Consider the following 14,993-nt stretch of genomic DNA (forward strand, 5'->3'; position numbering starts at 1 on the left):
CGACCAGGCACACGCCGGTTGTGATAAGTCGCGGCTCCGTTACACTTCCCCCACCTGGCTCGATGATCATGGCCTGGACCTCCCTACCCTAAGACAGGAAAAAACCGCAGGCGTTCTCCGCCGGCGAGCCGTTCGGGTCGTATTCAAGGCATTCTTGTTGTGGCTCGACCTGGGTGCAGGAAACTCGCTCATTTTGGGCAGAGATGAGCAAAATTTGATAAGTTCCATAAGAACTGTAAAAACCCTATAATGGTTCGTTTCCCCCGCACGGTCGGGCGCGCTCGCGCCACCGCCTCGAACAAGAATGACAGCGATCCAGATTAACAGCGTCGAGAAAAGCTACAAGGGCTTCAAGGCCCTCAAGGGCGTTTCCCTCAGCATCGAAGAGGGCGAATTCTTCGGCCTCCTCGGTCCCAATGGCGCCGGCAAGACCACCCTCATTTCCACCATCGCGGGCCTGATCCGGCCCGATGTCGGCAGCGTGAAGATCCACGGCCACGACGTGGTGAGCGACTTCCGCGAAGCGCGCAAGCGCCTCGGCGTGGTGCCGCAGGAACTGGTGTTCGATCCCTTCTTCACGGTGCGCGAAACCCTTCGCCTGCAGTCGGGCTACTACGGCATCAAGAACAACGACGCCTGGATCGACGAAGTGATGCACAACCTGGACCTCACCAACAAGGCCGACGTCAACATGCGCGCCCTGTCGGGCGGCATGAAGCGCCGCGTGCTGGTGGCGCAGGCGCTGGTGCACAAGCCGCAGGTGATCGTGCTGGACGAGCCCACTGCCGGCGTCGACGTCGAGCTGCGCCAGACCCTGTGGAAGTTCATCGCGCGCCTGAACCGCGAAGGCCATACGGTGGTGCTGACCACCCACTACCTGGAAGAAGCGCAGGCCATGTGCCAGCGCGTCGCCATGCTGAAACTCGGCGAAGTGGTGGCGCTGGACACCATGGCTGCGCTGCTGCGCCGCGTGTCGGGCTCGCAGCTGGTGGTGCACCTGACCAGCGGCGACCTGCCGCCGGAGCTGCGCCACCTGGTCTCGCACGATGAACACAACAATGGCAACAAATACACCTTGCGCGTGAACCACGTGAACGAAGTCGAACCGATCCTTGCGCGCATCCGCGAAAGCGGCGCCGTTGTCGACGACATGCAGCTGGAGCAGGCCGACCTGGAAGACATCTTCCTGCAGGTGGTCGGCGACAAACAGGTGGGAGGCCCGCAATGAGCCTGTTCACCACGGGTTTCCGCACCCTGTTCTATAAAGAGTCGCTGCGCTTCTGGAAGGTGGCGACCCAGACCGTCGCCGCGCCGATCGTCACCGCCATGCTCTACCTGCTGATCTTCGGCCATGTGCTCGACGGCCGCGTCGAGATGCTCGACGGCGTGAGCTACACCGCCTTCCTGATCCCGGGCCTGGTGATGATGAGCGTGCTGCAGAACGCCTTCGCCAACTCGTCGTCCTCGCTGATCCAGTCCAAGATCACCGGCAACCTGGTGTTCATCCTGCTGCCGCCGCTGTCGCACGCCGAGATCCTGTCGGCCTACGTCCTGGCTTCCGTGCTGCGCGGCGTCGTGGTGGGCTTCGGCGTGTTCGTCATCACCGCCTGGTTCGCGCACCTGACGTTTGTCGCGCCGCTGTGGATCCTGGTGTTCGCCTTCCTGGGCGCGGCCATCCTGGGCACCATGGGCGTCATCGCCGGCATCTGGGCCGAGAAGTTCGACCAGCTGGCGGCGTTCCAGAACTTCCTGATCATGCCTGCCACCTTCCTGGCCGGCGTGTTCTACTCGATCCAGAAACTGCCGCCGTTCTGGCTCGCAGTCTCGCATTTCAACCCGTTCTTTTATATGATTGACGGGTTCCGTTATGGATTCTTCGGCAAGTCCGACGTTTCGCCCTGGATGAGCCTGGCCATCGTGTCGGTGTTCTTCGCGGTGCTGACGGCCATTGCGGTGAACCTGCTCAAGCGCGGCTACAACCTGCGCCACTAAGAATCTACTGGAGTTACCGTGACGACTACCCCTGAACTGATCCACAGCTACATCAGCAATGGCCTCGAATGCACCCACCTTCACGTCGAAGGCGACGGCCAGCATTTCACCGCCATGATCGTGTCGCCAGCCTTTGCCGGCAAGCGCCCGATCCAGCGCCACCAGCTGGTGTACGCGGCACTGGGCGATCGCATGCGCGAGGAAATCCACGCACTGTCGATGAAAACCCTCACTCCTGAAGAATACCGAGGCTAATCATGGACAAGCTCCAGATCGTTGGCGGCAAGCGCCTCAACGGCGAGATCCCGGTGTCGGGCGCGAAGAATGCGGCCCTGCCCATCCTGTGCGCCGGCCTGCTCACCGCAGGCGACCTCGAACTGTCGAACGTGCCGCGCCTGCACGACGTGCGCACCATCCTCAAGCTGCTCGCGCAGACCGGCCTGAAGGTCACCCAGGACGACGAGCGCGTCACCCTCAACGGCGCCAATATCGACACCCTGGAAGCGCCGTACGAACTGGTGAAGACCATGCGCGCCTCGATCCTGGTGCTGGGGCCCCTGCTGGCCCGCTTCGGGCAGGCCAAGGTCTCGCTGCCGGGCGGCTGCGCGATCGGCTCGCGTCCGGTCGACCAGCACATCAAGGGCCTGCGCCAGATGGGCGCCGAGATCACGATCGAAGGCGGCTACATCCACGCCAGGTCCAACGGCAAGCTCAAGGGCGCGCGCATCCATACCGACATGATCACCGTCACCGGCACCGAGAACCTCTTGATGGCCGCGACCCTGGCCGAAGGCGAGACCGTGCTGGAAAACGCCGCGCGCGAGCCGGAAGTGACCGACCTGGCCAACCTCCTGGTGGCCATGGGCGCGAAGATCGAGGGCATCGGCACCGACCGCCTGGTGATCCAGGGCGTGGACGCCCTGCATGGCGCCAGGCACGCGGTGATCTCGGACCGCATCGAAGCGGCTACTTTCCTGTGCGCCGTGGCGGCCACCGGCGGCGACATCCTGCTGACGAATACCCGCACCGACATCTTCGACGTGGCGCTCGAGAAGCTGCGCGAAGTCGGCCTGCAGCTGGACCTGCAGGGCGACACCATCCGCGCCCGCATGGACGCCCGCCCTAACCCGGTATCCTTCCGCACCACCGAGTACCCGGGCTTCCCGACCGACATGCAGGCCCAGTTCATGGCCGTGAACACGATCGCGAACGGCCCGAGCAAGGTCACCGAGACGATCTTCGAAAACCGCTTCATGCACGTGCAGGAGATGAACCGCCTGGGCGCGCAGATCTCCACCGAAGGCAATACCGCCTTCATCAAGGGCGTCGGCCGCCTGGTCGGCGCACCCGTGATGGCGACCGACCTGCGCGCCTCGGCTTCCCTGGTGATCGCCGGCATGGCCGCCGAAGGCACGACCCTGATCGACCGCATCTACCACCTCGACCGCGGCTACGACCGCATGGAAGTGAAGCTGTCGGCGGTGGGCGCCGACATTGTCCGCCTCAAGTAAATGACGACCATGAACCGCAACGGCGAGCCGGGCCTGATCCTGGCCCTGTCCAAGGGCCGCATTTTCGAAGACACCCTGCCGCTGCTCGAGGCGGCCGGGATCACCGTGCTTGAAAACCCGGAAACCTCGCGCAAGCTCATCCTGCCGACCAACGACCCCGGCGTGCGCGTGCTGATCGTGCGCGCCAGCGACGTCCCCACTTACGTCCAGCATGGCGCCGCCGATTTCGGCGTGGCCGGGCGCGACGTGCTGCTCGAGCATGGCGGCGAAGGCCTGTACCAGCCGATCGACCTGCGCATCGCCTGCTGCCGCATGTCGGTGGCGGTGAACGCCGGCTTCGACTACGAGACGGCGGTGCGCCAGGGTGCGCGCCTGCGCGTGGCGACCAAGTTCGTCAACACCGCGCGCGAGCACTTCGCCAGCAAGGGCGTGCACGTCGACCTGATCAAGCTGTACGGCTCGATGGAGCTGGCGCCGCTGGTCGGCCTGTCCGACGCCATCGTCGACGTCGTCTCCACCGGCGGCACCCTGCGTGCCAATAACCTGGTCGAAGTCGAAAAGATCATGGACATCTCCTCGCGCCTGGTGGTCAACCAGGCCGCGCTCAAGCTCAAGCGCGAGCGCCTGCAACCGATTCTCGACGCCTTCCAACAAGCGTCGCAACAACAAGGCTGACCCATGGCAGTACAGATCCGCAAGCTCGATTCCACCGCTCCCGATTTCACCCAGACGCTGGATGCCTTGCTGGCGTTCGAGGCGGAAACCGATGACGCCATCGAGTCGGCGGTTGCCAGGATCCTGGCGGACGTGAAGAAGCGCGGCGACGCGGCTGTACTGGAATACACCAACACCTTCGACCGCATCCCGAACGGCGGCGCAGCCTCGATGGCCGCGTTCGACGTGGGCCAGGCCGAACTCGACGCCGCGCTGGCCGCGCTGCCCGACGCCCAGCGCGACGCGCTGCGCGTCGCCGCCGAACGCATCCGCGTGTTCCACGAGCGCCAGAAGCAGGAACTGAACGGCTTTACTTTTACCGAGCCTGACGGCACCGTGCTGGGCCAGCGCGTGACGCCGCTCGACCGCGTCGGCATCTATGTCCCGGGCGGCAAGGCGGCCTATCCGTCCTCGGTGCTGATGAACGCGATTCCGGCCAAGGTCGCGGGGGTGCAGGAAATCGTCATGGTGGTGCCGACACCAAGCGGCGTGAAGAACCAGATGGTGCTGGCGGCCGCCTCGATTGCCGGCGTCACCCGCGTGATCACCATCGGCGGCGCCCAGGCGGTCGGGGCGCTGGCCTATGGCACGGAGAGCATTCCCGCGGTGGACAAGATCGTCGGCCCGGGCAACGCCTATGTCGCCGCCGCCAAGCGCCGCGTGTTCGGTACCGTGGGCATCGACATGATCGCCGGCCCGTCGGAAATCCTGGTGCTGTGCGACGGCACCACCGACCCGGACTGGGTGGCGATGGACCTGTTCTCGCAGGCCGAGCACGACGAACTGGCCCAGGCCATCCTGCTGTGCCCTGACGCCGACTACATCGCGCGCGTCGAGGAAAGCATCCACAAGCTGCTGCCGACCATGCCGCGCGCCGCCACCATCACCACTTCGCTGACCGACCGTGGCGCCCTGGTGAAGGTGCGCGACATGGAGGAGGCCTGCACCATCGCCAACGCCATCGCCGCCGAGCACCTGGAGATCTCGGCCGAAGAGCCCTTGAAATGGGCCGACCGGATCCGCCACGCGGGCGCGATGTTCCTGGGCCGCTTCTCGTCCGAGTCGCTGGGCGACTACTGCTGCGGCCCGAACCACGTGCTGCCGACTTCGCGCACCGCGCGTTTCTCGTCGCCCTTGGGCGTGTACGACTTCCAGAAACGCTCGTCCATCATCCAGGTGAGCGAAGCCGGCGCGCAAACGCTGGGCAAGGTGGCGGCCACGCTGGCCTACGGCGAAGGCCTGCAGGCCCACGCCCGCAGCGCCGAACTGCGATTGAAGTCATGAGCAGCTGGGTCGACCAGGTGTTCTGCGAGGATGCGCTGGCCGGCATGGCGCGCATCCCGGACGCATCCGTCGACCTGATCCTCACCGATCCGCCCTACAACCTGGGCAAGGACTACGGCAACGCCTCGGACCAGCAGAGCGTCGAGGCCTACCTGGCCTGGACCGAGCAGTGGATCGACGCCGTGCTGCCCAAGCTCAAGCCCAACGGCAGCCTGTACATCTTCCTCACCTGGCGCTTCGCGCCGGAGATCTTCGTGATGCTGAAAAAACGCATGGCGATGATGAACGAGATCATCTGGGATCGCCGCGTGCCGTCGATGGGCGGCAGCGTGCGCAGCTTTTCGTCGGTGCACGACACCATCGGTTTTTTTGTGAACCGCAAGGACTACTACTTCGACCTCGATGCGGTGCGCATTCCCTACGACGCCGAGACCAAGAAGGCGCGCTCGCGCTCGATCTTCATCGGCGCCAAGTGGCTGGAAGTGGGCTACAACCCGAAGGATGTGTGGAGCGTGTCGCGCCTGCACCGCGAGCACCCGGAGCGCGCCGACCACCCGACCCAGAAACCGGTCGAGATCATCGAGCGCATGGTCAAGGCGTCCTGCCCGCCGGGCGGCGTGGTGTTCGATCCATTCATGGGCAGCGGCACCACGGCGATCGCCGCGCGCCAGGCCGGACGTCATTTCACCGGCTTCGAACTGAACCCCGCCTACTGCGACATCATCCGCGCGCGCCTGGCCGCGCCCGAGGTGCCGCTGGCCGGAAAGATCATCAAGAAACGCAAGAGCGCCGCGAAGCGTGCGCCCGTCAACGAGGAAACCGCATGAGCTCCATTGACAAGCTGGTCGAGAACACCATCCGTGAAGACATCCGCGCCATCGCCAGCTATCACGTGCCCGATGCGAGAGGCTACATCAAGCTCGACGCCATGGAGAACCCGTACGCGCTGCCGGAGCACTTGCGCGCCGACCTGGGCCAGCGCCTGGCCGACGCCGCGCTGAACCGCTATCCGGTGCCGTCCTACGCGACGCTCAAGGCGAAGATCTGCGCCAGCCTGGGCGTGCCGGCCGGCTACGACGTCTTGCTGGGCAACGGTTCGGACGAACTGATCTCGATCATGGCCACGGCCGTCGCCCAGCAGGGACGGCGCGCCGTGATCATGGCGCCGACCCCCGCCTTCATCATGTTCTCGCGCTCGGCCCAGTTCGCGGGCGCAGACTTCGTCGGGGTGCCGGTGAAGGCCGACTTCTCGCTCGACCTGGATGCCATGCTGGCCGCCATTGCGCAGCACCAGCCCGCGCTGGTATTCCTGGCCTACCCCAACAACCCGACCGGCAACCTGTTCGACGCCGGCGCCATGGAAGCCATCATCGGCGCGCTGGGCGAGACCGGCATTGCGGTCGTGGACGAGGCCTACCAGCCCTTCGCGCGCCAGAGCTTCATGGGCCGCCTGCCGGAATTCCCGAACCTGGTCGTGATGCGCACCCTGTCCAAGCTGGGCCTGGCCGGCATCCGCCTTGGGTACCTGTCGGGCGACGCGAAACTGCTGGAACAGTTCGAGAAGGTGCGCCCGCCCTACAACGTCAATGTGCTGACCCAGGTCGCGGCCGAGTTCGCGCTCGAGCATCTCGACGTGCTCGACCAGCAGGCCGGCCTGCTGAACGCCGAGCGCAGCCGCCTGGCGGCCGAACTGGCGGCGCTGCCGGGGGTCGAAGTGTTTCCATCGGCCGCGAATTTCATCTCGATGCGCGTGCCCGACGGCGAGCGGACGGTGGCAGAACTGCGCAGCAAGAAGGTGCTTATCAAAAATTTGAGTAAAATGGACAAGATGCTGGTGAACTGCATCCGCGTCACCGTCAGCACGCCCGAAGAAAACACCGCATTCCTGAATGCCCTGAAAGCGTCCCTATAAAAGCGGCTTCCTCCCCCCGGAGGCGGCCTGGAAGAGCAACCAGCAATGACCCGCACCGCTGAAATCACGCGCAACACCAACGAGACGCAGATCCGCGTCGCGATCAACCTCGACGGCACCGGCCTGCAGAAGCTCAATACCGGCGTGCCCTTCCTCGACCACATGCTCGACCAGATCGCGCGCCACGGCATGTTCGACCTCGAAGTCGACGCCGTGGGCGACCTGCACATCGACGCCCACCATACCGTCGAGGATACCGGCATCACCCTGGGCATGGCGATCGCCAAGGCCGTGGGCGACAAGAAGGGCATGACCCGCTACGGCCATTCCTACGTGCCGCTGGACGAAGCGCTGTCGCGCGTGGTCATCGATTTCTCGGGCCGCCCGGGCCTGGAAATGCACATCCACTGGACCCGCGCCATGATCGGCACCTTCGATGTCGACCTGACCGGCGAATTCTTCCGCGGTTTCGTGAACCACGCCGGCGTGACCCTGCACATCGACAACCTGCGCGGCGTGAACGCCCACCACCAATGCGAGACCGTGTTCAAGGCCTTCGGGCGCGCGCTGCGCATGGCGACCACGCTCGACGAGCGCGCCGCCGGCATCATTCCTTCGACCAAAGGCAGCCTGTAAGCGAGCCACTATGACGAACAAGATTGTGGTGGTGGATGGCCTGGGCAACCTGCGCTCGGTGGCGCAAGCGCTGCGCGCTGCCGCGCCCGAAGCAGACATCCTGGTGTCCAGCAAGGCGGCCGACATCGACGCCGCCGACCGCGTGGTGTTGCCGGGCCAGGGCGCGATGCGCGACTGCATGCGCAGCCTGCGCGAATCCGGCGCCGAGGAAGCCCTGCTGCGCGCCGTGAAAAGCCGCCCGGTGATGGGCGTGTGCGTGGGCGAGCAGATGCTGTTCGATTCCAGCGAAGAGAACGAGGGCACGCCGGGCCTGGGCCTGTTGCCGGGCAAGGTGGTGCGCTTCCAGCTGGACGGCAAGCTGCAGGCCGACGGCTCGCGCTTCAAGGTGCCGCAGATGGGCTGGAACCGCGTGCGCCAGACCCGTGCCCACCCGCTGTGGGAAGGCGTGGACGACGACGCCTGGTTCTACTTCGTGCACAGCTACTACGCCGCGCCAAGCGAGGCCAATGACACCATCGGCGAAGCCGACTTCGGCGGCGCCTACACCTGCGCGGTCGCCCGCGACAACCTGGTGGCCACCCAGTTCCACCCAGAGAAAAGCGCCGCCGCCGGGCTGCGCCTGTACCGCAATTTCGTCCACTGGAATCCGTGACGTTCCGCGTTCTCCCACCCCCAACCAACCGACAACGACCATGCTCTTGATCCCCGCCATCGACCTGAAAGACGGTCACTGCGTTCGCCTGAAACAGGGCGACATGGAACTGGCCACCGTGTTTTCCGAAGACCCCGCCGAGATGGCGCTGCACTGGCTGAAAAAGGGCGCGCGCCGGCTGCACCTGGTCGACCTGAACGGCGCGTTCGCGGGCAAGCCGAAGAACGAGTCGGCGGTCAAGTCCATCCTGCAGGTGGTGCAGGAATACGCCGAAGACAATGGCATCGACGAGATCCCCGTGCAGCTGGGCGGCGGCATCCGCGACCTCGACACCATCGAGCGCTACCTCGACGACGGCATCACCTACATCATCGTCGGCACCGCCGCGGTGAAGAACCCCGGCTTCCTGCACGACGCCTGCGGCGCCTTCCCGGGCGCGATCATCGTCGGCCTGGACGCCAAGGACGGCAAGGTCGCCACCGACGGCTGGAGCAAGATGTCGGGCCACGAGGTCATCGACCTGGCCAAGAAATTCGAAGGCTACGGCGTGGAATCGATCGTCTACACCGACATCGGCCGCGACGGCATGATGGGCGGCGTGAACATCGAGGCCACCGTCAAGCTGGCCCAGGCCGTGCGCATCCCGATCATCGCCTCGGGCGGCGTGCACGTGCTGGCTGATGTTGAGGCGCTGTGCGCGGTGCAGGACGAGGGTATCGAAGGGGTCATCTGCGGGCGCTCGATCTATGAAGGGACGCTGGACCTGACGACGGCGCAGGAGCGGGCGGATGAATTGACGGAAGGGGCGCAGGCGTAAAAGCGCTTGGTACCACCAGCCCCAAGACCGTCGTTCCGGCGCAGGCCGGAACCCAAGTTTTGTATGCGTTCCGACTGCTCACGCAAAATTGGGTCCCGGCCTTCGCCGGGACGACGTTCATCGGCTAACGATGGTATTTGGCTAACGCTGGAATTCTTATGCTCGCAAAACGCATCATCCCCTGCCTCGACGTCACCGGCGGCCGTGTGGTCAAGGGCGTCAACTTTACCGAGCTGCGCGATGCCGGCGACCCGGTGGAGATCGCACGCCGCTACGATGGGCAAGGCGCCGACGAACTGACCTTCCTCGACATCACCGCTTCCAGCGACGGCCGCGACCTGATCCTGCCGATCATCGAAGCCGTCGCCTCCACCGTGTTCATCCCGCTCACCGTCGGTGGCGGCGTGCGCAAGGTGGAAGACGTGCGGCGGCTGCTCAACGCCGGCGCCGACAAGGTGTCCATGAACACCTCGGCCGTCACCAACCCGCAACTGGTATTCGACGCCTCCCAAAAGCACGGTTCACAGTGCATCGTGGTGGCGATCGACGCCAAGCAGGTCGCGCCGGGCAAGTGGGAAGTGTTTACCCACGGCGGGCGCAACGCCACCGGGCTCGACGCCGTGGAGTGGGCGCGCAAGATGGAGTCGCTGGGCGCGGGCGAGCTGCTGCTCACCTCGATGGACCGCGACGGCACCAAGTCCGGCTTCGACCTGGGCCTCACGCGCGCCGTCTCCGACGCGGTGGGCATTTCCGTGATCGCCTCGGGCGGCGTGGGCGGCCTGCAGGACCTGGCCGACGGCATCCTGGAAGGCCATGCCGATGCGGTGCTGGCGGCCAGCATCTTCCACTATGGGCAGCACACCGTGGGCGAAGCCAAGCGCTACATGCAAGCGCGCGGCATCCCGATGCGCCTGGACTGACGAGAACCTATGCACAAGTGGCTCAACAAGATCCGCTGGGACGAGAACGGCCTGGTGCCGGTGATCGCCCAGGAAGCGGCCAGCGGCGACATCCTGATGTTCGCCTGGATGAACCGCGACGCGCTCGCCAAAACGGTGGAGCTGGGCGAAGCCGTCTACTGGAGCCGCTCGCGCAAGAAGCTGTGGCATAAGGGAGAAGAATCCGGCCACACCCAGAAAGTGCTGGAGATGCGCCTGGACTGCGACGAAGACGTGGTGCTGCTCAAGATCGAGCAAACCGGCGGCATCGCCTGCCACACCGGGCGCCACTCCTGCTTCTTCCAGCAATTCGACGGCGAGGACTGGCAGGCGGTCGACCCCGTGCTGCAGGACCCCGACACCATCTACCCGGACAAGAAACACCCATGAGCGATATCCTGGCCCGCGTGGCGGCCGTGATCGAGTCGCGCAAGCCCGAACACGGCGGCGACCCAGCAACTTCCTATGTGGCCAAGCTGTTCAGCAAAGGCGACGACGCCATCCTGAAGAAGATCGGCGAGGAAGCCACCGAAACCGTGATGGCCGCCAAGGACGCACGCGTCTCGGGCGACGCGTCCAAAGTGCTGTACGAGACCGCCGACCTGTGGTTCCACACGATGGTGCTGCTGTCGCAGTTCGGACTGACGCCGCAGCAGGTGATCGACGAACTGGGCCGCCGTGAGGGCGTGTCGGGGATCGACGAAAAAGCCTCGCGAAAAGAACAATAAGCGTTAGCAGGCCTTTATTTTTCGATTGAGACGCCATCCGGCGATGTCATAATTTGGCCTCATGGTCATGCCCGTGTCATGCCGCATCATTAGCATGCATGGATCCATGCCATGGGACGTTGCACTACATTCTGGAGACATGATGGATAACTGCATCTTCTGCAAGATCGTCGCCAAGCAGATCCCGGCTAACGTTGTCTACGAAGACGACGATGTGCTGGCATTCAAGGACATCAACCCGGCTGCCCCGGTTCACCTCTTGGTGATTCCGAAACAGCACGTGGCGACGCTGTCCGACTGCACTGCAGAGCATGCCGCGGTACTGGGCAAGATGCTGGCGCTGGCACCGAGACTTGCAGATGAGCATGGTATCGCAGTCAAAGTCGACGGCAGTGGCGACCGCAGCGGAGGTTTCAAGACCCTGGTCAATACGGGGCCGGATGGCGGGCAGGAGGTCTATCACCTTCACCTGCACGTGTATGGCGGCAAGCGCCCTTGGCGGGGGCTTGGCACCTAAGTCCGGCTTAAGCTTTAAATATGCAGGAGCTTCCTGCTTGGCGTATACTGAAATGTACGCTTTCCCGATTTACAGGCGCATGCGCCTCGCAAGGAGATATATATGGGTTCGTTCAGTGTATGGCATTGGGTGATTGTCCTGGTCATCGTGATGCTGTTATTCGGCACCAAGAAAATCGGCAATATGGGTTCCGATTTCGGCAAGGCCATCAAGGGCTTCAAGGATGGTGTCAAAGGCGAAGACGAGAAGTCGAAAGCCGAAGCCGGTGCGCAGACTACCCAGTCGACCCAACAGGTTGCTGACAAGTCGACCATCGACGTGGAAACCCGCGAAAAAACCCGTCATTAATCGCCGGGCATGATCGATCTCGGACTGTCGAAAATAGCGATCATCGGCGTCGTCGCGCTGATCGTGATCGGACCTGAAAAGCTGCCGAAGGTGGCGCGCATGGCGGGCACCCTGTATGGGCGTGCCCAGCGCTACCTGCATAACGTCAAAGCCGAAGTCAGCCGCGAGATCGAGCTCGACGAATTGCGCAACCTGCACAAGGAAGTACACGAAAGCGCGCAGTCCTTCAAGGACGAAGTCGAACAGACCGTCCGCGGCCACGCCGACGAGGTCGAGGCGCTGTGGGATGGACGCGAATCTTCCTCGTCATCGAGCTATGACTCGCCGCCCGTATTCGCCGATACTTCCGATATCGAGCGCAAGGCGCGCGACTTCCGCCGCAAGAAGCTGGTGCGTACCTCGGCTGTCCCGAGCTGGTACAAGCATCGCCATGGCGGCAAGACCCATGTGCAATCGGGTGCCGCCCGTGTGCGCAGGTTCCGGCCGGTCTCCGTTCACTCCAAGACTACCTTTTTCTAGATGACCGAAGAAGCCGCAGGCGCAGAAACCTTCATTTCCCACCTGGTCGAACTGCGTGACCGCCTGGTCAAGGCATCGATCGGCATCGCCATTGCCTGTGCGGCGCTGTTCATCTGGCCCGGTCCGTCGCACGTCTACGACCTGCTGGCCATGCCGATGGTCGCCTCGCTGCCTGCGGGATCGAAGATGATCGCCACCGGCGTGATCTCGCCCTTCCTGGTGCCGATGAAGGTGACCCTGCTGTTGGCCTTCATCATCTCCTTGCCCTGGGTGTTCTACCAGCTATGGGCCTTCATTGCCCCCGGCCTGTACATACACGAGAAGCGCCTGGTATTGCCGCTGGTGATCTCGTCCTCGCTGTTGTTCATCGCGGGCGTGGCGTTCTGCTACTTCTTCGTGTTCGGGCGTGTCTTCCAGTTTATCGGCGAGTTCGCGCCCTCGTCAATCGCGGTCACACCGGACATTGAAAACTACCTCGATTTCGTCATGTCGATGTGCCTGGCCTTCGGCGCCACCTTCGAAGTACCGGTGGTGGTGGTGATCCTGGTGCGCATGGGTATCGTCACCGTCGAAAAACTCAAGTCCATCCGTTCCTACGTGATCGTCGGGGCCTTCGTGATCGCCGCTATCGTCACGCCGCCGGACGTGGTTAGCCAACTGGCGCTGGCCATCCCGATGTGCCTGCTCTTCGAGCTGGGCTTGCTGGTGGCGCCAATCTTTGCGCGCGTGACGCGGACGCCCGAAGAAGCGGCCTGAGTCGTACCCGCGCGGCCTTCAACTGCAGGGTGAGAGGGTGGCTTTGCTGCCATTGTCTCAACTGTTAGAACCTCCGACCATGCATTGTGTCTGCAAATTGTTGCACGGCGGCACAATTTCTTTGTTTTGTGATGCTTGTCACGTCAAAATTAAGTTGCCCTATGTCATTATGAGACATTCTTGCGCATTTGCGCTCGGCAACGATAACTGGCGTTTCACGAATCAATGGATATCCATACGGAAGCAGTACAGAAGCTGTACGTTACCTATTTCAGCAGACCCGCCGATGCGCCGGGACTGGTGTTTTGGGTGAAGGCCGTGGCGGCCGCAAATAATGACATCGCCGCACTTTCGGCAGCTTTTGCCGCGTCCCAGGAATACCGTGACATGTATGTCGGTAAATCCGACGCGGAAATCGTTGACACGATTTATCACAACCTGTTTGGTCGTCCAGCCGAAGCTGCTGCCCTCCAGTTCTGGAGCAAGGCCTTGGCCAGCAAGGCCATGACGATCGATAACGCCGTGCTGACGATTTCGGCAGCTGCCCGGAGCGATGATGCCGTCGTGTTCGGCAATAAGGTGATCGCTGCGGACGCGTTTTCCTCGGCGCTCGACACCACCCAGAAAATTGCAGGTTATGCAGGGTCCCGCGCCAACATTGCCGCCAAGACCTGGTTGTCGGATGTGACCACCAATGCATCGCTGACAAACGCAACGACGCCGGTTGCACTGGTCGACGCCGTGAGCACCGTGGTGCAAGCCGGCTCGGCACCGGTTGTGCCCGAGGTTCTGACCGTGGGAACCGACAATATCTTTGGCAGCGCCGGTGACGATATCTTCATGGCATCGGTGGACGCCACGCCGGATTCGGCCTGGAATACGCTGGGCGCGAATGATAGGCTCGACGGCGGCACCGGCCAGGATACTCTTCAGCTGGCAGCCTTTACCCGGGTTGACGACGCGCTGCTCGCTAACATCAGGAATATCGAGATCCTGGAATTGCATGGCGGTGGTGCGGTCGAGTTGAAGACGGCGGACCTCGTCGGCCTGAAGCTCGTCGACGGCCTGGCCGCGACTGGCGTCCTGACCATTGCCGCCGATGCCGGCGTGACAATCAAGGGCGGCGCCGGCAACGATATGCTCACTGCCCGCGGGGCCGGCGCCATCCTGTTCGGTGGCGCCGGGGACGACGTCCTGAAGCTGTCGGGACCGGCCGGCCTGGCACTGCTCACTGGCGGCACGGGCAACGACCTGTTCGACGTCGGCGCTGTCACACTGGCCAATGGCGGCGTCGCCGCCACGGTCACGGACTTCGCCAAGGGCGACCGGATTGCCTTCGCCGGCGGCCTCGTCACGAGTTTTGTCAGCGCAAAGGTGACGCTTTCCAGCGACGCGTCCTTCGATGCCTACTTGGGCCAGGCTCTCAGGGTCGCGGACGCCGCTTCGGTGGGTTCGGGTCTCGCCTGGTTCCAGTACAAGGGCGATACCTTTGTCGTCCAGGATGTCAACGGCAACGGCACTTACGACGGTGGCGCCGACATCGTCGTCAAACTGGTCGGACTCGTCGGCCTTGACACCGCTGCAGTCAGTGCCGGCGGCGTGCTGACCTTCTCCTGAGCGAGAATCCGGGCTGCCGGAAACGCAGCCCGACTTCCAGGGCCGTGCAATA

General features: G+C 63.8%; 19 protein-coding genes. All 19 read left to right on the plus strand.

What is annotated here, in order from left to right; all coding sequences use genetic code 11:
• Positions 1-304: 304 nt before the first annotated feature.
• The 19 genes from BM031_RS09765 (at position 305) to BM031_RS26290 (ending at position 14,941) form a co-directional block, all read left to right on the plus strand.
• Positions 305-1,228 carry an ABC transporter ATP-binding protein gene (locus tag BM031_RS09765; RefSeq protein ID WP_091874293.1) on the plus strand — a complete coding sequence of 308 codons (924 nt, stop codon included), beginning with the start codon at positions 305-307 and terminating at the stop codon, positions 1,226-1,228.
• Complete coding sequence (locus tag BM031_RS09770; protein ID WP_091874294.1) at positions 1,225-1,992, plus strand: ABC transporter permease; 768 nt, start codon at positions 1,225-1,227, stop codon at positions 1,990-1,992. Before BM031_RS09765 ends, BM031_RS09770 begins: the two co-directional genes overlap by 4 nt.
• An 18-nt stretch (positions 1,993-2,010) precedes the next feature.
• Positions 2,011-2,247 (plus strand): BolA family protein, encoded by a 237-nt coding sequence (locus BM031_RS09775; protein ID WP_091874296.1) that lies wholly within the window; start codon positions 2,011-2,013, stop codon positions 2,245-2,247.
• Between the two features lie 2 nt (positions 2,248-2,249).
• The gene (gene murA, locus BM031_RS09780) at positions 2,250-3,503 is read left to right on the plus strand and encodes a UDP-N-acetylglucosamine 1-carboxyvinyltransferase (protein WP_091874297.1); all 1,254 of its coding nucleotides are present in this window, start codon (positions 2,250-2,252) and stop codon (positions 3,501-3,503) included.
• A 9-nt stretch (positions 3,504-3,512) separates the two neighbouring features.
• Positions 3,513-4,178, plus strand: a complete 666-nt coding sequence (gene hisG, locus BM031_RS09785) for an ATP phosphoribosyltransferase (RefSeq protein ID WP_091874526.1) — start codon at positions 3,513-3,515, stop codon at positions 4,176-4,178.
• 3 nt (positions 4,179-4,181) lie between these two features.
• On the plus strand, positions 4,182-5,501 hold the full coding sequence (hisD, locus tag BM031_RS09790; protein ID WP_091874299.1) for a histidinol dehydrogenase: 1,320 nt from the start codon (positions 4,182-4,184) through the stop codon (positions 5,499-5,501).
• Positions 5,498-6,328: a DNA-methyltransferase gene (locus BM031_RS09795; protein ID WP_091874301.1), complete on the plus strand. Its 831-nt coding sequence runs from the start codon at positions 5,498-5,500 to the stop codon at positions 6,326-6,328. Before hisD ends, BM031_RS09795 begins: the two co-directional genes overlap by 4 nt.
• Entirely contained in the window at positions 6,325-7,413 is a 1,089-nt protein-coding gene (hisC, locus tag BM031_RS09800; protein WP_091874303.1) for a histidinol-phosphate transaminase, read from the plus strand. The genes BM031_RS09795 and hisC overlap by 4 nt, the downstream gene beginning before the upstream one ends.
• Positions 7,414-7,458: 45 nt before the next feature.
• On the plus strand, positions 7,459-8,049 hold the full coding sequence (hisB, locus tag BM031_RS09805; RefSeq protein WP_091874305.1) for an imidazoleglycerol-phosphate dehydratase HisB: 591 nt from the start codon (positions 7,459-7,461) through the stop codon (positions 8,047-8,049).
• 10 nt (positions 8,050-8,059) lie between these two features.
• Positions 8,060-8,701, plus strand: a complete 642-nt coding sequence (gene hisH, locus BM031_RS09810; RefSeq protein WP_091874306.1) for an imidazole glycerol phosphate synthase subunit HisH — start codon at positions 8,060-8,062, stop codon at positions 8,699-8,701.
• A gap of 40 nt (positions 8,702-8,741) precedes the next feature.
• Positions 8,742-9,518, plus strand: coding sequence for a 1-(5-phosphoribosyl)-5-[(5-phosphoribosylamino)methylideneamino]imidazole-4-carboxamide isomerase (gene hisA / locus BM031_RS09815; protein WP_091874308.1), 777 nt, complete (start codon positions 8,742-8,744; stop codon positions 9,516-9,518).
• Positions 9,519-9,676: 158 nt separating this feature from the next.
• Entirely contained in the window at positions 9,677-10,438 is a 762-nt protein-coding gene (hisF, locus tag BM031_RS09820; protein ID WP_091874310.1) for an imidazole glycerol phosphate synthase subunit HisF, read from the plus strand.
• Positions 10,439-10,447: 9 nt separating this feature from the next.
• Positions 10,448-10,846, plus strand: a complete 399-nt coding sequence (gene hisI, locus BM031_RS09825) for a phosphoribosyl-AMP cyclohydrolase (protein ID WP_091874311.1) — start codon at positions 10,448-10,450, stop codon at positions 10,844-10,846.
• Positions 10,843-11,184, plus strand: a complete 342-nt coding sequence (locus tag BM031_RS09830) for a phosphoribosyl-ATP diphosphatase (RefSeq protein WP_091874313.1) — start codon at positions 10,843-10,845, stop codon at positions 11,182-11,184. Before hisI ends, BM031_RS09830 begins: the two co-directional genes overlap by 4 nt.
• A 142-nt stretch (positions 11,185-11,326) precedes the next feature.
• Positions 11,327-11,701, plus strand: coding sequence for a histidine triad nucleotide-binding protein (locus BM031_RS09835; RefSeq protein ID WP_091874527.1), 375 nt, complete (start codon positions 11,327-11,329; stop codon positions 11,699-11,701).
• A 102-nt stretch (positions 11,702-11,803) separates the two neighbouring features.
• Positions 11,804-12,049 carry a Sec-independent protein translocase subunit TatA gene (gene tatA / locus BM031_RS09840; protein ID WP_091874314.1) on the plus strand — a complete coding sequence of 82 codons (246 nt, stop codon included), beginning with the start codon at positions 11,804-11,806 and terminating at the stop codon, positions 12,047-12,049.
• Positions 12,050-12,058: 9 nt separating this feature from the next.
• Positions 12,059-12,568: a Sec-independent protein translocase protein TatB gene (tatB, locus tag BM031_RS09845; RefSeq protein ID WP_091874316.1), complete on the plus strand. Its 510-nt coding sequence runs from the start codon at positions 12,059-12,061 to the stop codon at positions 12,566-12,568.
• Complete coding sequence (gene tatC / locus BM031_RS09850; RefSeq protein ID WP_091874317.1) at positions 12,569-13,324, plus strand: twin-arginine translocase subunit TatC; 756 nt, start codon at positions 12,569-12,571, stop codon at positions 13,322-13,324.
• Positions 13,325-13,549: 225 nt separating this feature from the next.
• The gene (locus BM031_RS26290; RefSeq protein WP_091874319.1) at positions 13,550-14,941 is read left to right on the plus strand and encodes a DUF4214 domain-containing protein; all 1,392 of its coding nucleotides are present in this window, start codon (positions 13,550-13,552) and stop codon (positions 14,939-14,941) included.
• Positions 14,942-14,993: the final 52 nt, after the last annotated feature.

This window comes from Massilia yuzhufengensis (assembly GCF_900112225.1).
In the GTDB taxonomy this organism is placed as follows: domain Bacteria; phylum Pseudomonadota; class Gammaproteobacteria; order Burkholderiales; family Burkholderiaceae_D; genus Telluria; species Telluria yuzhufengensis.

What these genes read in the sequence shown, in the direction of transcription:
- murA (WP_091874297.1), top strand. Translation starts at nt 2,250, where the DNA reads ATGGACAAGCTCCAGATCGTTGGCGGCAAGCGCCTCAACGGCGAGATC.
- BM031_RS09830 (WP_091874313.1), top strand. Translation starts at nt 10,843, where the DNA reads ATGAGCGATATCCTGGCCCGCGTGGCGGCCGTGATCGAGTCGCGCAAG.
- hisF (WP_091874310.1), top strand. Translation starts at nt 9,677, where the DNA reads ATGCTCGCAAAACGCATCATCCCCTGCCTCGACGTCACCGGCGGCCGT.
- hisD (WP_091874299.1), top strand. Translation starts at nt 4,182, where the DNA reads ATGGCAGTACAGATCCGCAAGCTCGATTCCACCGCTCCCGATTTCACC.
- hisH (WP_091874306.1), top strand. Translation starts at nt 8,060, where the DNA reads ATGACGAACAAGATTGTGGTGGTGGATGGCCTGGGCAACCTGCGCTCG.
- tatC (WP_091874317.1), top strand. Translation starts at nt 12,569, where the DNA reads ATGACCGAAGAAGCCGCAGGCGCAGAAACCTTCATTTCCCACCTGGTC.
- hisG (WP_091874526.1), top strand. Translation starts at nt 3,513, where the DNA reads ATGAACCGCAACGGCGAGCCGGGCCTGATCCTGGCCCTGTCCAAGGGC.
- BM031_RS09835 (WP_091874527.1), top strand. Translation starts at nt 11,327, where the DNA reads ATGGATAACTGCATCTTCTGCAAGATCGTCGCCAAGCAGATCCCGGCT.
- BM031_RS09765 (WP_091874293.1), top strand. Translation starts at nt 305, where the DNA reads ATGACAGCGATCCAGATTAACAGCGTCGAGAAAAGCTACAAGGGCTTC.
- tatB (WP_091874316.1), top strand. Translation starts at nt 12,059, where the DNA reads ATGATCGATCTCGGACTGTCGAAAATAGCGATCATCGGCGTCGTCGCG.
- BM031_RS09795 (WP_091874301.1), top strand. Translation starts at nt 5,498, where the DNA reads ATGAGCAGCTGGGTCGACCAGGTGTTCTGCGAGGATGCGCTGGCCGGC.
- BM031_RS09770 (WP_091874294.1), top strand. Translation starts at nt 1,225, where the DNA reads ATGAGCCTGTTCACCACGGGTTTCCGCACCCTGTTCTATAAAGAGTCG.
- hisB (WP_091874305.1), top strand. Translation starts at nt 7,459, where the DNA reads ATGACCCGCACCGCTGAAATCACGCGCAACACCAACGAGACGCAGATC.
- tatA (WP_091874314.1), top strand. Translation starts at nt 11,804, where the DNA reads ATGGGTTCGTTCAGTGTATGGCATTGGGTGATTGTCCTGGTCATCGTG.
- hisA (WP_091874308.1), top strand. Translation starts at nt 8,742, where the DNA reads ATGCTCTTGATCCCCGCCATCGACCTGAAAGACGGTCACTGCGTTCGC.
- hisC (WP_091874303.1), top strand. Translation starts at nt 6,325, where the DNA reads ATGAGCTCCATTGACAAGCTGGTCGAGAACACCATCCGTGAAGACATC.
- BM031_RS26290 (WP_091874319.1), top strand. Translation starts at nt 13,550, where the DNA reads ATGGATATCCATACGGAAGCAGTACAGAAGCTGTACGTTACCTATTTC.
- hisI (WP_091874311.1), top strand. Translation starts at nt 10,448, where the DNA reads ATGCACAAGTGGCTCAACAAGATCCGCTGGGACGAGAACGGCCTGGTG.